Here is a 17,660-nt window from a genome sequence, read left to right as displayed (position 1 = left end):
CGACGGGGACGGCCGGCGTCCGAGAGCCCGTGCCCTACGGCTACGGCTGCCGCCGGTGCGAGCCGGAGCGAGTGCGGCGTGGCGCGGATGACGGGCGCCCGGGGTCGGAACGGGCTCGGGCCCATCGCCCGCCCTGCCGCCCCCCGCCCGGCGGACCCGCTCCTCAGCCGAGGGGATGCGCGGCCAGCAGGTCGCCCAGTGCTTCCTCGTGTGCCGCGGCCGGTCCCAGGGCGAGCTCCAGGTGTTTGGCCCACGCGTGGTAGCGGTGCAGCGGGTACTCCACGTCGGCGCCGAAGCCGCCGTGCAGGTGCTGCGCCGTCTGCACCACCCGCCGCACCCCCTCCGCCGCCCAGATCTTGGCGACGGCGACATCTCCGGTGGCGGGCAGCACGCCCGTCGCCCCGGGGCTGAGCCGCCAGGCGGCCTGCCACAGCGTGGCCTCCATCGCCCGCAGGTCGATGTACCGGTCGGCGGCCTGCACGGCCACCGCCTGGAAGGTGGCGAGCGGATGCCCGAACTGTTCGCGCCGGCCGGTGTACTCGCTGGTCATCCTCAGGACCCGCTCCCCCAGCCCGAGGGCCAGCGCGCACGTGCCCGTGGCCAGCAGGTCGCGCAGCCACGGCCAGGCCCCGTCGGCGTCGATCACGTGCCCTGCACCGATCCGCACGGAGGACAGGCGCAGCTCGCCCAGTCGCTCTCCGCTGGTGGAGAACTGCTCGGCGACCGCGACGCCGTCGTGCTCCCGTGGCACCAGGGCGAGCAGGGTCCGGTCGGTGTCCGTGTGCGCGGGCACGACGACGACGTCGGCGTCGTGGGCCCACGGCACCGTCGTCTGCATCCCGTCCAGCACCCACGCCGCGCCGTCCCGTCGTGCGGTGACGGCACGCTCGGCCCGGTCGTGGCCGGTACGTCCGTGCGGCGCCACGGTCAGCACGGTCTCGCCCCGGACGGCCGGGGCGAGCAGCGCGGATCGTGCCTCCGGTCCACCGTGGGCCTGGACGACCGCTGCCGCGGCGCTGTGTTCCAGCAGCGGGACGCGGGCGAGCACCTTCGCCGACTCCCGCAGCACCAGGCACAGCGCGACGGCGTCCAGACCGGAGCCGCCGTGCTCCTCGGACAGCAGCAGGCCGAGCAGGTCGCCGGCGGCGAGCCGGGCCCACAGGGGCCGGTCCAGCGTGTCGGCGACGGCACCCGGGACGAGTGCGGGGCTGGGCACCGCGTCCGGGGCGACCCCGGCGAAGACGCCCCGGGCCGCCTCGGCCGCCGCCTGCTGCTCCTCGGTGAAGGTGAAATCCACGGTCCTGTCCTTCCGCGCCGCCGACGGAAACGGTCCGAGCCGGTCCCGCCCGCAGCGGTGCCGGCCGGCCGCTGAACTGACGGAGCGTCAAGATAGAACAGGTTCTATAAGAAGGGAACGGGGCCGACCGCTCGGGGGAGGGGCAAATGACCGGCTTGGTGCTTCCTCCCGCCGAGGCGATCGGCCCCGTCCCCTTCTCCGGCTACCGGTCGAAGTCCAGCTCCACCCGCTCCGTCACCGCGCGGGACTGGCAGGCCAGGACGTAGCCCGCCTCGGTCTCCTCCGATTCCAGTGCGTAGTTGCGGTCCATCCGCACTTCGCCCGAGACGAGGAAGGCACGGCACGTCCCGCACACTCCGCCCTTGCAGGCGTAGGGCGCGTCCGGCCGGTTCCGCAGCACCGTGTCCAGCAGGGACTCGCCGTCCTGCACGGGCCAGGTGCCGCCGCGTCCGTCGAGCCGGGCGGTGACGGTGCTGTGAGCCGGGGCGGTGCCCCTGCCGCCCGCGGGCACCGGGGCGGCGTCCACGTGGAAGATCTCCTGGTGGACCCGGGACCGGTCCACCCCCAGGGAGCGCAGCGCCCGGTCGGCGCCCTCGACCAGGCCGTACGGCCCGCACAGGAACCAGCCGTCCACCCGCTCCACGGGGAGCAGGGCCGGAAGCAGGGCGGTCAGCCGTTCCCGGTCGAGCCGCCCGGACGGCAGCCCCGCCTGCTGTTCCTCCCGGGAGAGCACCGTGACCAGCTGGAACCGCTCCGGGTAGCGGTCCTTAAGTTCGGCGACCTCCTCCAGGAACATCGTCGACGCGGACGTCCGGTCGCTGCGTATCAGGCAGAACCGGGCCCGGGGCTCGCGCTCCAGCAGGGTCGAGACGATCGACAGCACCGGGGTGATGCCGCTGCCGCCGACGACCGCCGCGTACAGCCCGGGTGCGGGCGGCAGCGTGAACCGGCCCGCCGGGGTCATCACCTCCAGCTCGTCCCCGATGTTGATCTCCTTGAGCGCGTACGTGGAGAAGGCGCCGCCCTCGACGAGCCGTACCCCCACCCGCAGCGTGTCCGGAGCCCGGCCGTCGGGTGCGGGGGAGCAGATGGAGTACGTGCGCCGGATCTCCGCGCCCTCGGTCGTGCGCCGCAGGGCCAGGTGCTGGCCGGGGACGTAGCGGTACGCCTCGCGCAGCTCCGGGGGGACGGCGAGGGTGAGGGCGACGGAGTCGTCGGTGAGCCGGTCGACCGCGGCCACCCGGAGCCGGTGGAAGCGGGCCATCACAGCTCCTTGAAGTGGTCGAACGGTTCACGGCAGGCCAGGCACCGGCGCAGCGCCTTGCACGCCGTGGAGGAGAAGCGGCTGAGCAGCTCGGTGTCGGCGGAGCCGCAGTGCGGGCAGCTGATCGCCTCCAGGGGCACTTCCGGCCCGCCCACCGGCGGGGATCCGTGGCCGCGGGTCGGGCCCAGGTCCACGAGCACCGGACCGGACGTCTCCCGCACGCGCGGCGGGGCGATGCCGAACTCGCGCAGCTTGCGCCGCCCCTCGTCGGTGATGTCGTCCGTCGACCAGGCGGGCGCGAGCACCGTGCGGACGGTGACCTCCCGCACCCCGTGGTCGAGCAGCGCGCGCTCTATGTCCAGCGACATGGCCTCGATGGCCGGGCAGCCGGTGTAGGTCGGGGTCAGCTCCACCTCGACAGCGTCGGTGCCCCGGGCGTGGACCGCGCGGACGACGCCCAGCTCGCGCAGGGTCAGCACGGGCAGCTCGGGGTCGGGCACCGAGCCGGCGATGTCCAGGAGCTCCGCCTCCAGGGGCGTGACGGTCACCATGTCGCCCCCGGGTGGCTGCGGTGCAGGTGCTGCATCTCGGCGAGCATGCGGCCGAACGGCTCGGTGTGCAGTCCCTGGCGGCCCGCGCCGGCCGTCCAGGCGCCCGTGCGGGGCGTGCCGGGCACGGTGAGCGTGGCCTGCTGGAGAGTCCGGCCGATCTGCTCCAGCCAGGCCGACTCCAGGCCGGCCGGGTCGGTGTCGAGACCCTCGACGGGCCGGAACATCTCCCCGGTGTACCGCCACAGGGCGTCCACGGCCCGCTGCATCCTGCCGTGGCTCTCCTCGGTGCCGTCGCCCAGGCGCAGGGTCCACTGCTCGGCGTGGTCGCGGTGGTAGGCCGTCTCCTTGACGGCCTTCCCGGCCAGCGGGGCGAACGGACCGTCACCGGAGGCCAGTTCGGTGTACAGCAGATGCTGGTACGTGGAGAAGAACAGCTGGCGGGCGATGGTGTGGGCGAAGTCGCCGTTGGGCTGCTCCACGAGCTGGAGGTTGCGGAAGGCGCGCTCCTCGCGCAGGTACGCCAGCTCGTCCTCGTCGCCCGCCATGGACAGCAGCACCCGGGCCTGGCCGAGCAGGTCCAGGGCGATGTTGGCGAGGGCGACCTCCTCCTCCAGGACGGGGGCGTGGCCGGCCCACTCGCCCAGCCGGTGGGAGAGCACCAGGGCGTCGTCGCCGAGGGCCAGGGCGGCCGCCGTGACGGCGGTGTCCTTCGCGGGTGTCGTCGTCACAGGTGCTGCACCCCCTCGGGGATGTCGTAGAAGGTGGGGTGCCGGTACGGCTTGTCGGCGGAAGGCTCGAAGAAGGGGTCCTTCTCGTCGGGCGAGGAGGCGGTGATCGCGGAGGACGGCACGACCCACAGGGAGACGCCCTCGCCGCGCCGGGTGTACAGGTCCCGGGCGTTGCGCAGCGCCAGCTCCGCGTCGGGTGCGTGCAGGCTGCCCGCGTGGGTGTGGGACAGGCCGCGGCGCGAACGCACGAAGACCTCCCACAGGGGCCAGTCGGTGTGGGTCATGCGCGGGCCGCTCCTGTCTCGCTGTACGTGCCTGTCTCAACGGTGGCGCCGGCTGCGGCCGGTGTCCGCCGGGTGTGCTTGGCGGCGTGGGCCGCGGCCGCGTCGCGGACCCAGGCGCCCTCCTCGTGCGCCCTCCGGCGCTGGGACAGCCGCTGCTCGTTGCACGGGCCGTTTCCCTTGAGGACGTCCCAGAACTCGGACCAGTCGATCGCGCCGAAGTCGTAGTGGCCCCGGGCCTCGTTCCACCGCAGGTCGGGGTCGGGGAGGGTGAGGCCGAGGGATTCGGCCTGGGGGACGCAGATGTCGACGAAGCGCTGGCGCAGCTCGTCGTTGGAGTGCCGCTTGATCTTCCAGGCCATCGACTGCGCGGAGTGCTGCGACTCGTCGTCGGGCGGGCCGAACATCATCAATGACGGCCACCACCAGCGGTCGACGGCGTCCTGCGCCATGGCGTGCTGCTCCGGCGTGCCGTTGCTGAGCGCGAGCAGCAGCTCGTAGCCCTGGCGCTGGTGGAAGGACTCCTCCTTGCAGATACGGACCATCGCGCGGGCGTAGGGGCCGTAGGAGCAGCGGCACAGAGGGACCTGGTTGGTGATCGCCGCGCCGTCGACCAGCCAGCCGATCGCGCCGACGTCCGCCCAGGTCAGCGTCGGGTAGTTGAAGATCGAGGAGTACTTCTGGCGGCCGGAGTGCAGCTTGTCGAGCAGCTCGTCGCGGCCGGTGCCGAGCGTCTCGGCGGCGCTGTAGAGATACAGGCCGTGTCCGGCCTCGTCCTGCACCTTGGCCATCAGGATGGCCTTGCGGCGCAGGGAGGGCGCACGCGTGATCCAGTTGGCCTCGGGCTGCATGCCGATGATCTCGGAGTGGGCGTGCTGGGCGATCTGCCGCACGAGGGTGGCGCGGTAGGCGTCCGGCATCCAGTCGCGCGGCTCGATCCGCTCGTCGGCGGCGACGGCCGCGTCGAAGGCACGCTCGAACTCGGTGGTGTCGGTGGCGCCGTCGAGCGCGTCGTCCACCGGGCCGCGTGCCGTATCGCGGGCGGCTGCTGTCGCCATGGGGTCCCCCTCGACCTGGTGTTCTGGCCTGGTTTCTCGGCCGGTCCGCCCTGCGGCGGCGGATCTGCTCCCGACCGATCGTTCGGTTCGTGCGATTCCATGGTGAGACGGCCGTCGCGAGGTGTCAACCGCTGTGGACAACCTCGCCGGGGGCGCTTTCGGTCCCTTGGCCGGCAGGGGCGGGGGCCCGCCACGTACCCGGCCGGCCCGGGCGCCGGCACGACCGGCCGATGTGCGGATGTGGTGACGGCCACGGCAAGCGGAGCCCGTCGGGGGTGTGCCAGTGCTACCGGTGCTGAGTACCGTTCCGTCCGGCGCACCGTGACGGCGCCGCGAGGCACCGCACTGCGGCGACAGCGGTGCGGCAGGGGTGACCGGTCCCGCGCGCGGCGGGGCGGTGAACGGACCTCAGGGTGGAACGGGGCGGAATGGACGCGAACGACGACGGCTCCCCGGCCCGGCGCGGGCCGGCGGGGCCGAGCGGCTCGGACCCGGGGGAGACTCCCCCGGCCACCGGGCCCACTCCCCCGTTGCCCTTTCCGGCCGTCGTCGCCGCTTCCCACCCCGACCCCCGCCCCGGCCCCGAGGCAGGCCCCGGCCCCGACCCCCGCCTCGGCCCCGGCCCCGAGTCCAGCCTCGGCACCGACCCCGGCCCCGGCCCCGAGGCCCGCCCCGGCCCCGGCCCCGAGGCCCGCCCCGGCCCCGAGGCCCGCCCCGGCCCCGACCCCGACCTCGGAACTGCTCCCGGCCCCGACACCCGGCCCGGCGCTGCTCCTGGCCCCGGCACCCGCCCCGGCGCTGCTCCTGGCCCCGGCACCCGCCCCGGCGCTGCTCCCGGCACTGCCGTCGCCGGTGTCGCGACCGGCGCCTCCGTCGGCGGACCGCGCACGGGTGTGGCCGCGCTGTCGCTGCGGTACCGGTTGGGGGCCGCCCTCGCGCTCGCCGTCGTCGCGATCGGCGTGTGCGTGCACCTGGGCATGACCTTCCTGCACGTCGCCCCGGCCAACACCGTGAGCAAGGAACACGGCGAGGCGATCCAGCAGTGGATCTACCCGGAGTTCGAACAGAACTGGAAGCTGTTCGCGCCGAACCCGCTGCAGCAGAACATCTCCCTCCAGGTGCGGGCCGACATCCGCACCGCCGACGGGGGCGTGCGCACCACCCGCTGGTACGACCTGTCCGCCGAGGACGGGCGGGCCATCGACGGCAACCTGCTGCCCAGCCACACCCAGCAGAACGAGCTGCGCAGGGCCTGGGACTTCTTCGTCGCCACCCACGACGACGAGAACCGTCCGGTGGGCGGACGGGGAGCGCTGTCGGAGTCCTACCTCCGCCGGATCGTCGTGATGCGTCTGGACCGGGCGGACGCGGCCGGCGAGGGCGACGTCGTCGACCGGGTGCAGGTCCGCTCGCGCACCAGGAACGTGCCGCCGCCCGAATGGAGCGACGAACAGGTCTCCACCACCCCGGTCGACCGCATCCTGCCCTGGTGGCCGGTGCCCGACGACGAGGCCCGGGGAGGCATCGGGTGAACCGCTTCTCGCTGACGCTCTCGCGCGGCATCGCGCGCGTGACCGACGCCCCTCTGGGCCCCTACCAGAGTGCCGTCATACGCATCGGCTTCAGTGTGACCTGGCTGCTGTTCCTGCTCCGCGAGTTCCCCCACCGCCAGGAGCTGTACGGGCCCGACAGCCCCTGGGCGTGGGACCTGGCCCAGCAGCTGGTCGGGACGAACGGCGCCTTCACCGCCCTGCTCTGGTCGGACGGACAGGGCTGGTTCGAGGTCCTCTACGTGCTCGCGATGGTGTGGAGCCTTCTGCTGCTGCTGGGCTGGCGCACCCGCACCATGTCGGTGCTGTTCATGGTGGGCGTGCTCTCCCTGCAGAACCGCAGCGTCTTCATGGGCGACGGCGGCGACAACGTGCTGCACCTGATGGCGATCTACCTGGTGTTCACGCGCTGCGGCCAGGTCTGGTCGCTGGACGCCCGGCGGGCCCGGCGCGCGGCGGAGGCACACGCGCGCGGCGAGGAACCGCGGGACCGGACCGGACCCGTGCTCTGGGGCGTGCTCGGCTTCCTGCTGCTGGTGGCGACACTGGCGGGGAGGATGGACGGCGAGCTGTTCGTCCCGGTGCTGTTGTGGACCGTGTGGGCGGCCCAGGGCCTGTGGTGGCTGACAGGCCGCCGGGCCGGGAACGGGCAACCGCGGATCCTGCTCGACGTCATCGCCAACATCGTGCACAACGGTGCGCTGCTCGTGATCATGGCCGAGGCGTGTCTGATCTACGCCACGGCCGGCTGGTACAAGGTCCAGGGATCGCGCTGGCAGGACGGCACCGCGGTCTACTACCCGCTGCAGCTCGAGTACTTCTCGCCCTGGCCCGCGCTCGGGGACCTGCTCTCCGCCAGCGGCACCCTGGTCATGCTGGTCACCTACGGGACGGTGGCCGTGCAGGTCGCCTTCCCGTTCACGCTGTTCAACCGGCGGGTGAAGAACGTCCTGCTGGCCGCCATGATCGCCGAGCACGCCGCGATCGCAGTCGTCCTGGGGCTGCCGTTCTTCTCCCTGGCGATGATCGCGGCCGACGCCGTCTTCCTGCCGACGTCCTTCCTGCGCCGCCTGGGCCGCGCGGCGACGGGGCTGCGGGGACTCCGGTGGGGGCCCGGTCACGTGCGCCGCAGCCGGGACACGACCGCGTCCGGCACTGGCTCCGGCACCGACTCCGGTCTACGTCCCGATCGAGCACCGGCCCAGGACCTGAACGCTGGCCGGAACCCGGACCCGAACCCGGACCCGGACCCGGACCCGGACCCGAACCCGAACCCGAGCCCTGACCCCCACCCCCGGGCCGGTGCTGGCATCGGCCACCCAGGCCACCCCGGCCCCGGTCCCGCCCCCACTGCCGAGCCGGCATCCGGGCCCCCGCCCGACCGGGGGCCCGTCCTCCCCGCGCCCCGTGGCGCCCCCGGCGACCGCACTCAGGGGAAGCCCTGAGCTGCTTGCCGTTGCCGCGCGGGCGGACCGCACCCGAAGGCAAACGCCCGCACGCCCCGCGGAGGGCCGGCACCGTGGACACCGAGCGAGCCCGGACCGCGCCGGACCTCGCCCGGAGCGCACGTAGGCTGCCGGACATGACCGTGCCCGACCCCGACCGACCCGCTCTCGACCGCCCCGCTCCCGCGCTCCACCCCACCGCCGGCTCCCCCGCGTCCCCTCCCCCTCCCCCTGCCCCTTCCTCTTCCTCTTCCTCTTCCTCTTCCTCGCCCGACGCCCTGGGCGTCTGGCGTCGGCAGGCCGGAACCGAGGAGGTGGTCCTGCTCGACGGCTTCCACGCGGTCAAGCACGCCCTGCGCTTCGGCGCGGAGATCCGGGTGGCGGTCACCGCGGACCGGGATGCCGCTCTCGCCCTCGCCGGCGAGCTGGCCCCGGACGTCCGGGAGCCGCTGAAGGTGCTGCTGGCCGAGGTGTCCTACGAGGCGTACGCGTCGGTCGTGCCGCGCCCGCACCCCACCGCCGTGGCCGCCCTCGCGGTCCGGCCGTCGCGCGCGGGGCGTCTGGAGGCGCTGGCGCGCACCCCGCGCACCGCTCCCGTCGTGGTCCTGGACCAGCCGCGCAACCTGGGCAACGCCGGGGCGGTGATCCGGCTGGCCGCCGGATTCGGGGCGACCGGTGTCGTCACCACCGGCACGCTGGACCCCTGGCACCCCACCGTGGTGCGCGGCGGAGCCGGGCTGCACTTCGCGACGACGGTGGAGCGGCTGGCCGTTGCCGAACTGCCCGCCGGGCCGGTGTTCGCGCTCGATCCCGAGGGCCAGGACATCCGCGGTATCAAGCTGCCCGACGACGCGCTGCTCGCGTTCGGCTCCGAGCGCAGCGGTCTCTCGCCGGAGCTGCGGGAGCGGGCGGACCACCTGGTCGCGCTGCCCATGCGTCCCCAGGTGTCCAGCTACAACCTCGCGACCAGTGTGGCCATGGCGCTGTACCACTGGAGCGCCACCGGGGGAGCCCCCGCCTGAGGAACTCCGCCCGGCGACAACACCGGCGGAGGGCGCGAGTGGCAGGCACCTGTGGACGGCGCCGGTGCACGGCACCGCCACACGGCACCGCCACACCGCACCTCACACGGCACCGGCGTCCCGTGCCTACGCCTCCCGGCGCACCTCGACCACCCGGAACCGGTTGGCGACGAACGCGCCGTCGGTCAGGGCCGCGTTGGCCGCGGGGTTGCCGCCCGAGCCGTGGAAGTCGGAGAAGGCGGCCGTCTGGTTCACGTACACCCCGCCGGTCAGATTGAGGGAGAGCTGGGCGGCCTCCTCCAGGCAGACCTCCCGCACGGCCTCCTCGACCTCCGGGGAGGTGGTGTACGCGCCGACCGTCATGGCGCCCTTCTCGCGGACGGTGCGCCGCAGCAGGTCGGCCGCGTCCGTGGCGGAGTCGACCGCGACGGCGAAGGACACCGGGCCGAAGCACTCGCTCATGTAGGCGGCCTCGGCGTCCGGCTTCGAACCGTCCAGCTTCACGATCACCGGGGTGCGGACCACCGCGCCCGGGAACTCGGGGTGGGTGATCTCCCGGGAGGCGAGGGCCACCTCGCCGAGACCGGCGGCGGCCTCCAGGCGGGCCTTGACGTCCGGGTTGACGATCGCGCCGAGCAGGGCGTTGGCCCGGGTGTCGTCGCCGAGCAGGCCGTCGACCGCCTTCGCCAGGTCGGCGGTGACCTCGTCGAAGGTCTTGTGGCCCGCGTCGGTGGCGATGCCCTCACGGGGGATGAGCAGGTTCTGCGGGGTGGTGCACATCTGGCCGCTGTACAGCGACAGGGAGAACGCCAGGTTGGACAGCATCCCCTGGTAGTCGTCGGTGGACTCGACGATCACCGTGTTGACGCCGGCCTTCTCGGTGTACACCTGCGCCTGGCGGGCGTTGGCCTCCAGCCAGTCGCCGAACTCGGTCGAGCCGGTGTAGTCGATGATCCGGATCTCCGGGCGGGTGGCGAGCGTCTTGGCGATGCCCTCGCCGGGCCGCTCGGCGGCCAGCGCCACCAGGTTCGGGTCGAAGCCGGCCTCGGTGAGCACCTGGCGGGCCACCTGCACGGTGAGCGCCAGCGGCAGGACCGCGCGCGGGTGCGGCTTGACCAGGACCGCGTTGCCGGTGGCCAGGGAGGCGAACAGGCCCGGGTAGCCGTTCCACGTGGGGAAGGTGTTGCAGCCGATGACCAGGCCGATGCCGCGCGGGACCGGCGTGAACGTCTTGGTCAGTGCCAGGGGGTCGCGCTTGCCCTGCGGCTTGGTCCACTCCGCGGTGTCGGGCGTGCGGACCTGCTCCACGTAGGCGTAGGCGACGGCCTCCAGGCCGCGGTCCTGTGCGTGCGGGCCGCCCGCCTGGAACGCCATCATGAACGCCTGCCCGGAGGTGTGCATGACCGCGTGGGCGAACTCGTGCGTCCGGTCGCTGATCCGCTTGAGGATCTCCAGGCAGACCACCGCGCGGGTCTCCGCGCCCGCGTCCCGCCAGGCCCGCATGCCGGCCTTCATGGCGGGCAGCAGCTCGTCGAGGTCCGCGTGCGGGTAGCTCACGCCCAGGTCGATGCCGTAGGGGGAGACCTCGCCGTCGACCCAGTCGTCGGTGCCGGGCTGGCCGAGGTCCAGGCGGGTGCCGAGCAGGGCGTCGAAGGCGGCCTTGCCCGCCGCCAGGTCCAGGCTGCCGTTCTCCCCGTAGGCCTTGGGATGTTCGGGGTGGGGGGACCAGTACGCGCGCGTGCGGATCGCTTCGAGGGCCCCGTCCAGCGTGGGCCGGTGCCGGGTGATCAGCTCGTGCGCGGTGAGTTCGGCGGCCATGGGGACCAACTCCTCGTCTCAGGAACTCGTCGGCGAGTTCATGGACCTGGGCAGAAACATGGGCAGGGACGGGCGGTCAGAGTTAGAGTAACCGAACGATCGGTCGGGACAAGGGGGTCCGCCGCATCTGTGGAAAACGTCGTGCGGGAGGATCGCGCACATGACAGCACTCGACCTCAGCAGTCCCGTGGCCGTGGTCGGCACCGGCACCATGGGCCAGGGAATCGCCCAGGTCGCGCTGGTCGCGGGCCATCCCGTGCGGCTGTACGACGCCGTCCCGGGCCGGGCGCGGGAGGCCGCCGACGCGATCGGCGCGCGGCTCGACCGCCTGGTCGCCAAGGAGCGGCTCACCGCCGCGGACCGGGACGCGGCCCGCGCGCGCCTGCTGCCCGCCGGCGAGCTGTCCGACCTCGCGGACTGCGCCCTCGTCGTCGAGGCCGTCCTGGAGCGGCTCGACGTCAAGCAGGAGCTGTTCGGCGCGCTGGAGAAGATCGTCTCCGACGACTGTCTGCTCGCCACCAACACCTCCTCCCTGTCGGTCACGGCCATCGGCGGCGCCCTGCGCGTGCCCGGCCGGTTCGTGGGCCTGCACTTCTTCAACCCCGCCCCGCTGCTGCCGCTCGTCGAGGTGGTCTCCGGCTTCGCGACCGACGCCGACTGCGCCGCCCGCGCGCAGGAGACCGCCCGCGCCTGGGGCAAGTCGCCGGTCGCCTGCGCCGACACCCCCGGCTTCATCGTCAACCGCATCGCCCGGCCCTTCTACGCCGAGGCGTTCGCGGTGTACGAGGCGCGGGGTGCCGATCCGGCGACCGTGGACGCGGTCCTGCGCGAGTCCGGCGGTTTCCGGATGGGCGCCTTCGAGCTGACCGACCTGATCGGGCAGGACGTCAACGAGTCCGTGACCCACTCGGTGTGGCAGTCGTTCTTCCACGACGTGCGCTTCACGCCGTCCCTGGCCCAGCGCCGCCTGGTCGAGTCCGGCCGCCTGGGCCGCAAGAGCGGACGCGGCTGGTACGACCACCGCGACGGCGCCGAGCGGCCCGCACCGCACACCGCGGGGCCGGAGCCCGCCCCCGCGTACGTCGTCGCCGACGGGGGCCTGGGCCCCGCCTCGGACCTCCTGCCGCTGATCCGCGAGGCCGGTATCGAGGTGCGCGAGGGCAGCGCGGACGGGGACGGCCGGCTGGTGCTGCCCGGCGGCGGCCACCTGGTGCTCGCCGACGGCCGGACGGCCGTGGAACGCCGCGACACCGTCCAGTTCGACCTCGCCCTGGACTACCGCGGCGCGAACCGCATCGCGCTCTCGGCCGGCCCCGACACGCCCGCCCGGACGGTCGGCGAGGCCACCGGCCTGTTCCAGGCGCTCGGCAAGCGGGTCAGCGTCATCGGTGACGTGCCCGGCATGATCGTCGCCCGCACGGTGGCGCGGATCATCGACCTCGCGCACGACGCCGTCGCCCACGCGGTGGCCACCGAGGAGGACATCGACACCGCGATGCGCCTGGGCGTCAACTACCCGCTCGGCCCCTTCGAGTGGAGCCGCCGCCTCGGCCGCGACTGGGCCCACGCCCTCCTCCGGCAGCTGCACGAGCGCGACCCGTCCGGCCGCCATGCCCCGTCCCTGGCGCTGTACCGGCACGCGCGGGCCACCGAGAAGCGGGAGAGCACCCCATGACCACCGTCCGGCGCGACACCTACACCCCGGAGACCCTGCTGTCCGTCGCCGTCCAGGTGTTCAACGAACGCGGCTACGACGGCACCTCCATGGAGCACCTGTCCAGGGCGGCCGGCATCTCCAAGTCGTCGATCTACCATCACGTGGCCGGCAAGGAGGAGCTGCTGCGCCGTGCGGTGAGCCGGGCGCTGGACGGGCTCTTCGGCATCCTCGACGAGGAGCCCGCGCGTGAGGGGCGGGCGGCCGACCGCCTGGAGTACGTCGTGCGCCGCATGGTCGAGGTGCTCACGGCCGAACTGCCGTACGTGACGCTGCTGCTGAGGGTGCGCGGCAACACCGGCACCGAACGGTGGGCGCTGGAGCGGCGGCGCGAGTTCGACCACCGGGTGGCCGCCCTGCTCAGGGCCGCCGCGGCCGACGGGGACGTGCGCGAGGACATAGACGGCCGGCTCGTGACCAGGCTGGTCTTCGGCATGATCAACTCGATTGTCGAGTGGTACCGGCCCGACGGCCGCGGTTCGAGCGAGCGGGAGGTCGCCGACGCGGTGGTCCGGCTCGCCTTCGACGGGCTGCGCAAGGCGCCCTGAGCCGAGCAGCCGGCCCCGCCACCCGGGCGTCCGCGCCCGCTTGTCGCCGCAGGGTCGCGGTTCAGCCCTGCGGTTCCAGGTCCTCCTCCTCGAACACCAGCAGGGTGCGTGTGCTGAGCACCTCCGGGATCGCCTGGAGCCGGGTGAGCACCAGTTCGCGCAGGGTCCGGTTGTCCGGCGTGTGCACCAGCAGCAGCACGTCGAAGTCACCGCCGACGAGGGCGATGTGCGAGGCGCCCGGCAGCTGTCTGAGCTGCTCCCGGACGGTGCGCCAGGAGTTCTGGACGATCTTCAGGGTGATGTACGCGGACGTGCCGTGCCCGGCCCGTTCGTGGTCCACCCGGGCGCCGAAGCCGCGGATGACACCGTCCTCCATGAGCCGGTTGATCCGGGCGTAGGCGTTCGCCCGCGACACGTGCACCCGCTCGGCCACCGACCGTATCGACGCACGGCCGTCCACCTGGAGCATGCGCAGGATGTCCTGATCGATGGCGTCGAGGGGGCGCGCGGGCCGCAGGGGTCCGACGGGCTCCGATCCCTCGGCCATTTGTTCAGACGACACCCGCCCCCGCCTCTCCACGATGGACGTCCTGCATCCATCTCAGGTTGTGGAGGACCGTTTGTCCACAGCCTGGCGTCACCCGTAGCCAAAATGTGCCGGCGACCGAACAATCGGTTGGTGAGGCGCGTCACAGACGCCGCGCCTTCCTGAGCCGCTCCCACGAGGAGGTGCGTCATGACGGTCATGGAGCAGCGGGGCGCTTACCGGCCGACCCCGCCGCCCGCCTGGCAGCCCCGTACGGACCCCGCGCCGCTGTTGCCGGACGCGGAGCCGTACCGGGTGCTCGGCACCGCGGCGGCCGCCGAGGCCGACCCGGAGCTGCTGCGCCGGCTGTACGGGGAGCTGGTGAAGGGCCGCCGCTACAACGCGCAGGCGACCGCCCTCACCAAGCAGGGCCGTCTGGCGGTCTACCCCTCCAGCACCGGCCAGGAGGCGTGCGAGGTCGCCGCCGCGCTCGTCCTGCGGGACCAGGACTGGCTCTTCCCCAGCTACCGCGACACGCTCGCCGTCGTCGCACGCGGGGTGGACCCCGTCGAGGCGCTCACCCTGCTCCGCGGCGACTGGCACACCGGGTACGACCCCCACGAGCACCGGGTCGCCCCGCTGAGCACACCGCTGGCCACGCAGCTGCCCCACGCGGTCGGCCTCGCCCACGCTGCCCGGCTCAAGGGGGACGACGTGGTGGCGCTGGCCATGGTCGGCGACGGCGGCACCAGTGAGGGCGACTTCCACGAGGCGCTGAACTTCGCCGCCGTGTGGCAGACCCCGGTCGTCTTCCTCGTCCAGAACAACGGCTTCGCGATCTCCGTGCCGCTCGACAAGCAGACCGCGGCGCCGTCGCTGGCCCACAAGGCCGTCGGATACGGCATGCCGGGCCGCCTGGTCGACGGCAACGACGCCGCGGCCGTGCACGAGGTGCTGGCCGACGCCGTCTGGCGGGCCCGCGAGGGCGGCGGCCCCACCCTGGTCGAGGCCGTCACCTACCGCATGGAGGCGCACACCAACGCCGACGACGCGACCCGCTACCGCGGCGACGCCGAGGTGGAGACCTGGAAGGGCCACGACCCCGTCGTGCTGCTGGAGCGCGAGCTCACCGCGCGCGGCCTGCTCGACGAGGACGGCAGCGAGACCGCCCGCCAGGACGCCGAGACGCTGGCCGCGGACCTGCGCGAGCGCATGAACCAGGACCCCGTACTCGACCCCATGGACCTCTTCAGCCACGTCTACGCGGAGCCCACGCCCCAGCTGCTGGAGCAGCGGGAGCAGCTGCGGGCCGAGCTGGCGGCCGAGGCCGAGTCGGAAGGAACGCACCGATGACCACCGTCGCCGTCAAGCCGGCCACCATGGCGCAGGCGCTCACGCGCGCGCTGCGCGACTCCATGGCCGCCGACCCGTCCGTGCACGTCATGGGCGAGGACGTCGGCACCCTCGGCGGTGTCTTCCGGATCACGGACGGCCTCGCCAAGGAGTTCGGCGACGAGCGCTGCACGGACACCCCGCTGGCCGAGGCGGGCATCCTCGGCACGGCCGTAGGCATGGCGATGTACGGGCTGCGCCCGGTCGTGGAGATGCAGTTCGACGCGTTCGCCTACCCGGCGTTCGAGCAGCTGCTGTCGCATGTCGCGAAGATGCGCAACCGCACGCGCGGGGCCATGCCCCTGCCGATCACCATCCGTGTCCCCTACGGGGGCGGCATCGGCGGCGTCGAGCACCACAGCGACTCCTCCGAGGCGTACTACATGGCGACCCCGGGCCTGCATGTCGTCACGCCCGCGACCGTTGCGGACGCCTACGGGCTGCTGCGCGCGTCCATCGCCTCCGACGACCCGGTGGTCTTCCTGGAGCCCAAGCGGCTGTACTGGTCGAAGGACTCCTGGAACCCGGACGAGCCGTCGCCCGTCGAGCCGATCGGCCGTGCGGTGGTGCGGCGCCCGGGCCGCAGCGCCACACTCGTCACCTACGGCCCCTCCGTCCCCGTCTGCATGGAGGCCGCCGAGGCCGCGCGCGCCGAGGGATGGGACCTCGAGGTCGTCGACCTCCGGTCGCTGGTGCCGTTCGACGACGAGACCGTGTGCGCCTCGGTGCGCCGGACCGGACGCGCGGTGGTCGTCCACGAGTCGGGCGGCTTCGGCGGCCCGGGCGGCGAGATCGCGGCCCGCGTCACCGAGCGCTGCTTCCACCACCTGGAGGCGCCGGTGCTGCGGGTGGCCGGGTTCGACCTGCCGTACCCGCCGCCGATGCTGGAACGCCACCACCTGCCCGGCGTCGACCGGATCCTGGACGCGGTGGGGCGCCTGCAGTGGGAGGCCGAGAGCTGATGACACAGGTGCTGGAGTTCAAGCTGCCCGACCTCGGTGAGGGTCTCACCGAGGCGGAGATCGTGCGCTGGCTGGTCGAGGTCGGCGACGTCGTCGCCGTCGACCAGCCGGTCGTCGAGGTCGAGACGGCCAAGGCGATGGTCGAGGTGCCCTGCCCCTACGGCGGGGTGGTCACCGCCCGCTTCGGCGAGGAGGGCACCGAACTGCCCGTCGGTTCCCCGCTGCTGACGGTCGCGGTGGGCGGGCCGGAGAAGGACGCGCCGAAGACCGCGGCGGGCACCGCGGGGGCCACCCGCGCCGGGGGATCCGGTGAGCCGGAGGCCCGCGCCGAGGGTTCGGGCAACGTGCTCGTCGGCTACGGCACGTCCGAGGCGCCCGCCCGGCGCCGCCGCGTGCGCCGGGGAGCCCCGCTCTCCCCGGCCTCCGTGACGCCTGCGTCTCCCGCCGCCGGCGGCGTTCCCGCCGCGCCCGCGCGGGCGGACGGACCGGTGCCGGTGATCTCGCCTCTGGTGCGCCGACTGGCCCGCCAGAACGGCCTGGACCTGCGCCGGCTCACCGGGACGGGGCCCGACGGGCTGATCCTGCGGGCGGACGTGGAGCACGCCCTGCGCGCCGCCGGCGCACCGGGTGGCACGGACGGCGTTCAGCGCCTCGACGGCACCGACCACGCGCCGGGCATGCCCCGCGCCGCCGAGGTCACCGCCGGCGCGGCGCGCGGGACCGGGGAACCGGTCGCCGGCACCCGGGTGCCGCTCAAGGGCATCCGCGGCGCCGTCGCCGACAAGCTGACCCGCAGCCGCTCCGAGATACCGGACGCCACCTGCTGGGTGGACGCCGACGCGACGGAGCTGATGCGGGCGCGGGCGGCGATGAACGCGTCCGGCGGGCCGAAGATCTCCGTGCTGGCGCTGCTGGCCCGGATCTGCACCGCGGCCCTGGCCCGCTTCCCCGAGCTGAACTCCTCCGTCGACACGGCGGCCAGGGAGATCGTCCGGCACGAGGGCGTCCACCTCGGCTTCGCCGCGCAGACCGACCGGGGGCTCGTCGTCCCCGTCGTCCGGGACGCGCACACGCGGGACGCGGAGGGGCTCACGGCGGAGTTCGCCCGGCTGACCGAGAAGGCCCGGGCGGGCACGCTGACGCCAGTGGACCTGACCGGCGGCACCTTCACGCTGAACAACTACGGCGTGTTCGGCGTCGACGGCTCCACGCCGATCATCAACCACCCGGAGGCGGCCATGCTCGGCGTCGGCCGCATCGTGCCGAAGCCATGGGTCCACGACGGCGAGCTGGCCGTACGGCAGGTCGTCCAGCTGTCGCTCACCTTCGACCACCGGGTCTGCGACGGCGGGACCGCGGGCGGCTTCCTGCGCCACGTGGCGGACTGCGTGGAGCAGCCGGCGGTGCTGCTGCGCACCCTGTGACACCCCGGTGTCCGGCGGGGCCCTGACCCCCGCCGCCGTTCCCGCGCCCCCGCGTTCCCCGTGATCGCGGGGGCCGCGCA

General features: G+C 73.8%; 16 protein-coding genes. 8 read left to right on the top strand and 8 right to left on the bottom strand.

What is annotated here, in order from left to right; genetic code table 11:
* Window positions 1–163: 163 nt before the first annotated feature.
* The 6 genes from ACIRPP_RS17780 to paaA form a co-directional block, all read right to left on the bottom strand.
* The gene (locus tag ACIRPP_RS17780; protein WP_403643378.1) at window positions 164–1,297 is read right to left on the bottom strand and encodes an acyl-CoA dehydrogenase family protein; all 1,134 of its coding nucleotides are present in this window, start codon (window positions 1,295–1,297) and stop codon (window positions 164–166) included.
* 202 nt (window positions 1,298–1,499) lie between these two features.
* Entirely contained in the window at window positions 1,500–2,561 is a 1,062-nt protein-coding gene (locus ACIRPP_RS17775) for a 2Fe-2S iron-sulfur cluster-binding protein (RefSeq protein ID WP_403643375.1), read from the bottom strand.
* Window positions 2,561–3,112, bottom strand: a complete 552-nt coding sequence (gene paaD / locus ACIRPP_RS17770) for a 1,2-phenylacetyl-CoA epoxidase subunit PaaD (RefSeq protein WP_403643372.1) — start codon at window positions 3,110–3,112, stop codon at window positions 2,561–2,563. Before paaD ends, ACIRPP_RS17775 begins: the two co-directional genes overlap by 1 nt.
* Window positions 3,106–3,840 carry a 1,2-phenylacetyl-CoA epoxidase subunit PaaC gene (gene paaC, locus ACIRPP_RS17765; RefSeq protein ID WP_403643369.1) on the bottom strand — a complete coding sequence of 245 codons (735 nt, stop codon included), beginning with the start codon at window positions 3,838–3,840 and terminating at the stop codon, window positions 3,106–3,108. Before paaC ends, paaD begins: the two co-directional genes overlap by 7 nt.
* The gene (paaB, locus tag ACIRPP_RS17760; protein ID WP_164333619.1) at window positions 3,837–4,124 is read right to left on the bottom strand and encodes a 1,2-phenylacetyl-CoA epoxidase subunit PaaB; all 288 of its coding nucleotides are present in this window, start codon (window positions 4,122–4,124) and stop codon (window positions 3,837–3,839) included. The genes paaC and paaB overlap by 4 nt, the downstream gene beginning before the upstream one ends.
* Complete coding sequence (gene paaA / locus ACIRPP_RS17755) at window positions 4,121–5,179, bottom strand: 1,2-phenylacetyl-CoA epoxidase subunit PaaA (RefSeq protein ID WP_403643365.1); 1,059 nt, start codon at window positions 5,177–5,179, stop codon at window positions 4,121–4,123. Before paaA ends, paaB begins: the two co-directional genes overlap by 4 nt.
* Window positions 5,180–5,607: 428 nt before the next feature.
* Here paaA and ACIRPP_RS17750 point away from each other — a divergent pair, with 428 nt between their 5' ends.
* From ACIRPP_RS17750 to ACIRPP_RS17740, 3 genes are all read left to right on the top strand, one after another.
* Window positions 5,608–6,711, top strand: a complete 1,104-nt coding sequence (locus ACIRPP_RS17750) for a DUF5819 family protein (protein WP_403643362.1) — start codon at window positions 5,608–5,610, stop codon at window positions 6,709–6,711.
* On the top strand, window positions 6,708–8,174 hold the full coding sequence (locus ACIRPP_RS17745; protein ID WP_403643359.1) for an HTTM domain-containing protein: 1,467 nt from the start codon (window positions 6,708–6,710) through the stop codon (window positions 8,172–8,174). Before ACIRPP_RS17750 ends, ACIRPP_RS17745 begins: the two co-directional genes overlap by 4 nt.
* A 137-nt stretch (window positions 8,175–8,311) precedes the next feature.
* Window positions 8,312–9,196: a TrmH family RNA methyltransferase gene (locus ACIRPP_RS17740; protein ID WP_403643356.1), complete on the top strand. Its 885-nt coding sequence runs from the start codon at window positions 8,312–8,314 to the stop codon at window positions 9,194–9,196.
* Window positions 9,197–9,322: 126 nt separating this feature from the next.
* Here the strand turns inward: ACIRPP_RS17740 and paaN are convergent, their stop codons facing one another.
* Window positions 9,323–11,014 carry a phenylacetic acid degradation protein PaaN gene (gene paaN, locus ACIRPP_RS17735; RefSeq protein WP_403643353.1) on the bottom strand — a complete coding sequence of 564 codons (1,692 nt, stop codon included), beginning with the start codon at window positions 11,012–11,014 and terminating at the stop codon, window positions 9,323–9,325.
* Between the two features lie 160 nt (window positions 11,015–11,174).
* On the opposite strand from paaN, the gene ACIRPP_RS17730 reads away from it, so the two are divergent.
* Window positions 11,175–12,689, top strand: a complete 1,515-nt coding sequence (locus ACIRPP_RS17730) for a 3-hydroxyacyl-CoA dehydrogenase (RefSeq protein WP_403643350.1) — start codon at window positions 11,175–11,177, stop codon at window positions 12,687–12,689.
* Window positions 12,686–13,276: a TetR/AcrR family transcriptional regulator gene (locus ACIRPP_RS17725; RefSeq protein ID WP_403643348.1), complete on the top strand. Its 591-nt coding sequence runs from the start codon at window positions 12,686–12,688 to the stop codon at window positions 13,274–13,276. The genes ACIRPP_RS17730 and ACIRPP_RS17725 overlap by 4 nt, the downstream gene beginning before the upstream one ends.
* A 61-nt stretch (window positions 13,277–13,337) precedes the next feature.
* On the opposite strand, the gene ACIRPP_RS17720 is transcribed toward ACIRPP_RS17725, so the two are convergent.
* Window positions 13,338–13,823: an Lrp/AsnC family transcriptional regulator gene (locus ACIRPP_RS17720; protein WP_164332570.1), complete on the bottom strand. Its 486-nt coding sequence runs from the start codon at window positions 13,821–13,823 to the stop codon at window positions 13,338–13,340.
* A gap of 189 nt (window positions 13,824–14,012) precedes the next feature.
* Between ACIRPP_RS17720 and pdhA the strand changes: the two genes are divergently transcribed.
* From pdhA to ACIRPP_RS17705, 3 genes are read left to right on the top strand one after another with little or no spacing between them, the layout of a single operon-like run.
* Complete coding sequence (pdhA, locus tag ACIRPP_RS17715) at window positions 14,013–15,155, top strand: pyruvate dehydrogenase (acetyl-transferring) E1 component subunit alpha (RefSeq protein ID WP_403643344.1); 1,143 nt, start codon at window positions 14,013–14,015, stop codon at window positions 15,153–15,155.
* The gene (locus ACIRPP_RS17710; protein ID WP_403643341.1) at window positions 15,152–16,156 is read left to right on the top strand and encodes an alpha-ketoacid dehydrogenase subunit beta; all 1,005 of its coding nucleotides are present in this window, start codon (window positions 15,152–15,154) and stop codon (window positions 16,154–16,156) included. The genes pdhA and ACIRPP_RS17710 overlap by 4 nt, the downstream gene beginning before the upstream one ends.
* Complete coding sequence (locus tag ACIRPP_RS17705; RefSeq protein ID WP_403643338.1) at window positions 16,156–17,580, top strand: dihydrolipoamide acetyltransferase family protein; 1,425 nt, start codon at window positions 16,156–16,158, stop codon at window positions 17,578–17,580. The genes ACIRPP_RS17710 and ACIRPP_RS17705 overlap by 1 nt, the downstream gene beginning before the upstream one ends.
* Window positions 17,581–17,660: the final 80 nt, after the last annotated feature.

The sequence above is a fragment of the Streptomyces sp. NPDC101219 genome (genome assembly GCF_044767675.1).
Lineage (GTDB): Bacteria > Actinomycetota > Actinomycetes > Streptomycetales > Streptomycetaceae > Streptomyces.
Note: the sequence above shows the minus strand (reverse complement) of the source record. Positions and strands in the feature narration are given on the sequence as shown.

Excerpts from the sequence above, each read along its gene's own strand:
- ACIRPP_RS17775 (WP_403643375.1), bottom strand. The coding sequence starts at position 2,561 with ATGGCCCGCTTCCACCGGCTCCGGGTGGCCGCGGTCGACCGGCTCACC.
- paaD (WP_403643372.1), bottom strand. The coding sequence starts at position 3,112 with ATGGTGACCGTCACGCCCCTGGAGGCGGAGCTCCTGGACATCGCCGGC.
- paaB (WP_164333619.1), bottom strand. The coding sequence starts at position 4,124 with ATGACCCACACCGACTGGCCCCTGTGGGAGGTCTTCGTGCGTTCGCGC.
- paaA (WP_403643365.1), bottom strand. The coding sequence starts at position 5,179 with ATGGCGACAGCAGCCGCCCGCGATACGGCACGCGGCCCGGTGGACGAC.
- ACIRPP_RS17750 (WP_403643362.1), top strand. The coding sequence starts at position 5,608 with ATGGACGCGAACGACGACGGCTCCCCGGCCCGGCGCGGGCCGGCGGGG.
- ACIRPP_RS17740 (WP_403643356.1), top strand. The coding sequence starts at position 8,312 with ATGACCGTGCCCGACCCCGACCGACCCGCTCTCGACCGCCCCGCTCCC.
- paaN (WP_403643353.1), bottom strand. The coding sequence starts at position 11,014 with ATGGCCGCCGAACTCACCGCGCACGAGCTGATCACCCGGCACCGGCCC.
- ACIRPP_RS17730 (WP_403643350.1), top strand. The coding sequence starts at position 11,175 with ATGACAGCACTCGACCTCAGCAGTCCCGTGGCCGTGGTCGGCACCGGC.
- ACIRPP_RS17725 (WP_403643348.1), top strand. The coding sequence starts at position 12,686 with ATGACCACCGTCCGGCGCGACACCTACACCCCGGAGACCCTGCTGTCC.
- ACIRPP_RS17720 (WP_164332570.1), bottom strand. The coding sequence starts at position 13,823 with ATGGCCGAGGGATCGGAGCCCGTCGGACCCCTGCGGCCCGCGCGCCCC.
- pdhA (WP_403643344.1), top strand. The coding sequence starts at position 14,013 with ATGACGGTCATGGAGCAGCGGGGCGCTTACCGGCCGACCCCGCCGCCC.
- ACIRPP_RS17710 (WP_403643341.1), top strand. The coding sequence starts at position 15,152 with ATGACCACCGTCGCCGTCAAGCCGGCCACCATGGCGCAGGCGCTCACG.
- ACIRPP_RS17705 (WP_403643338.1), top strand. The coding sequence starts at position 16,156 with ATGACACAGGTGCTGGAGTTCAAGCTGCCCGACCTCGGTGAGGGTCTC.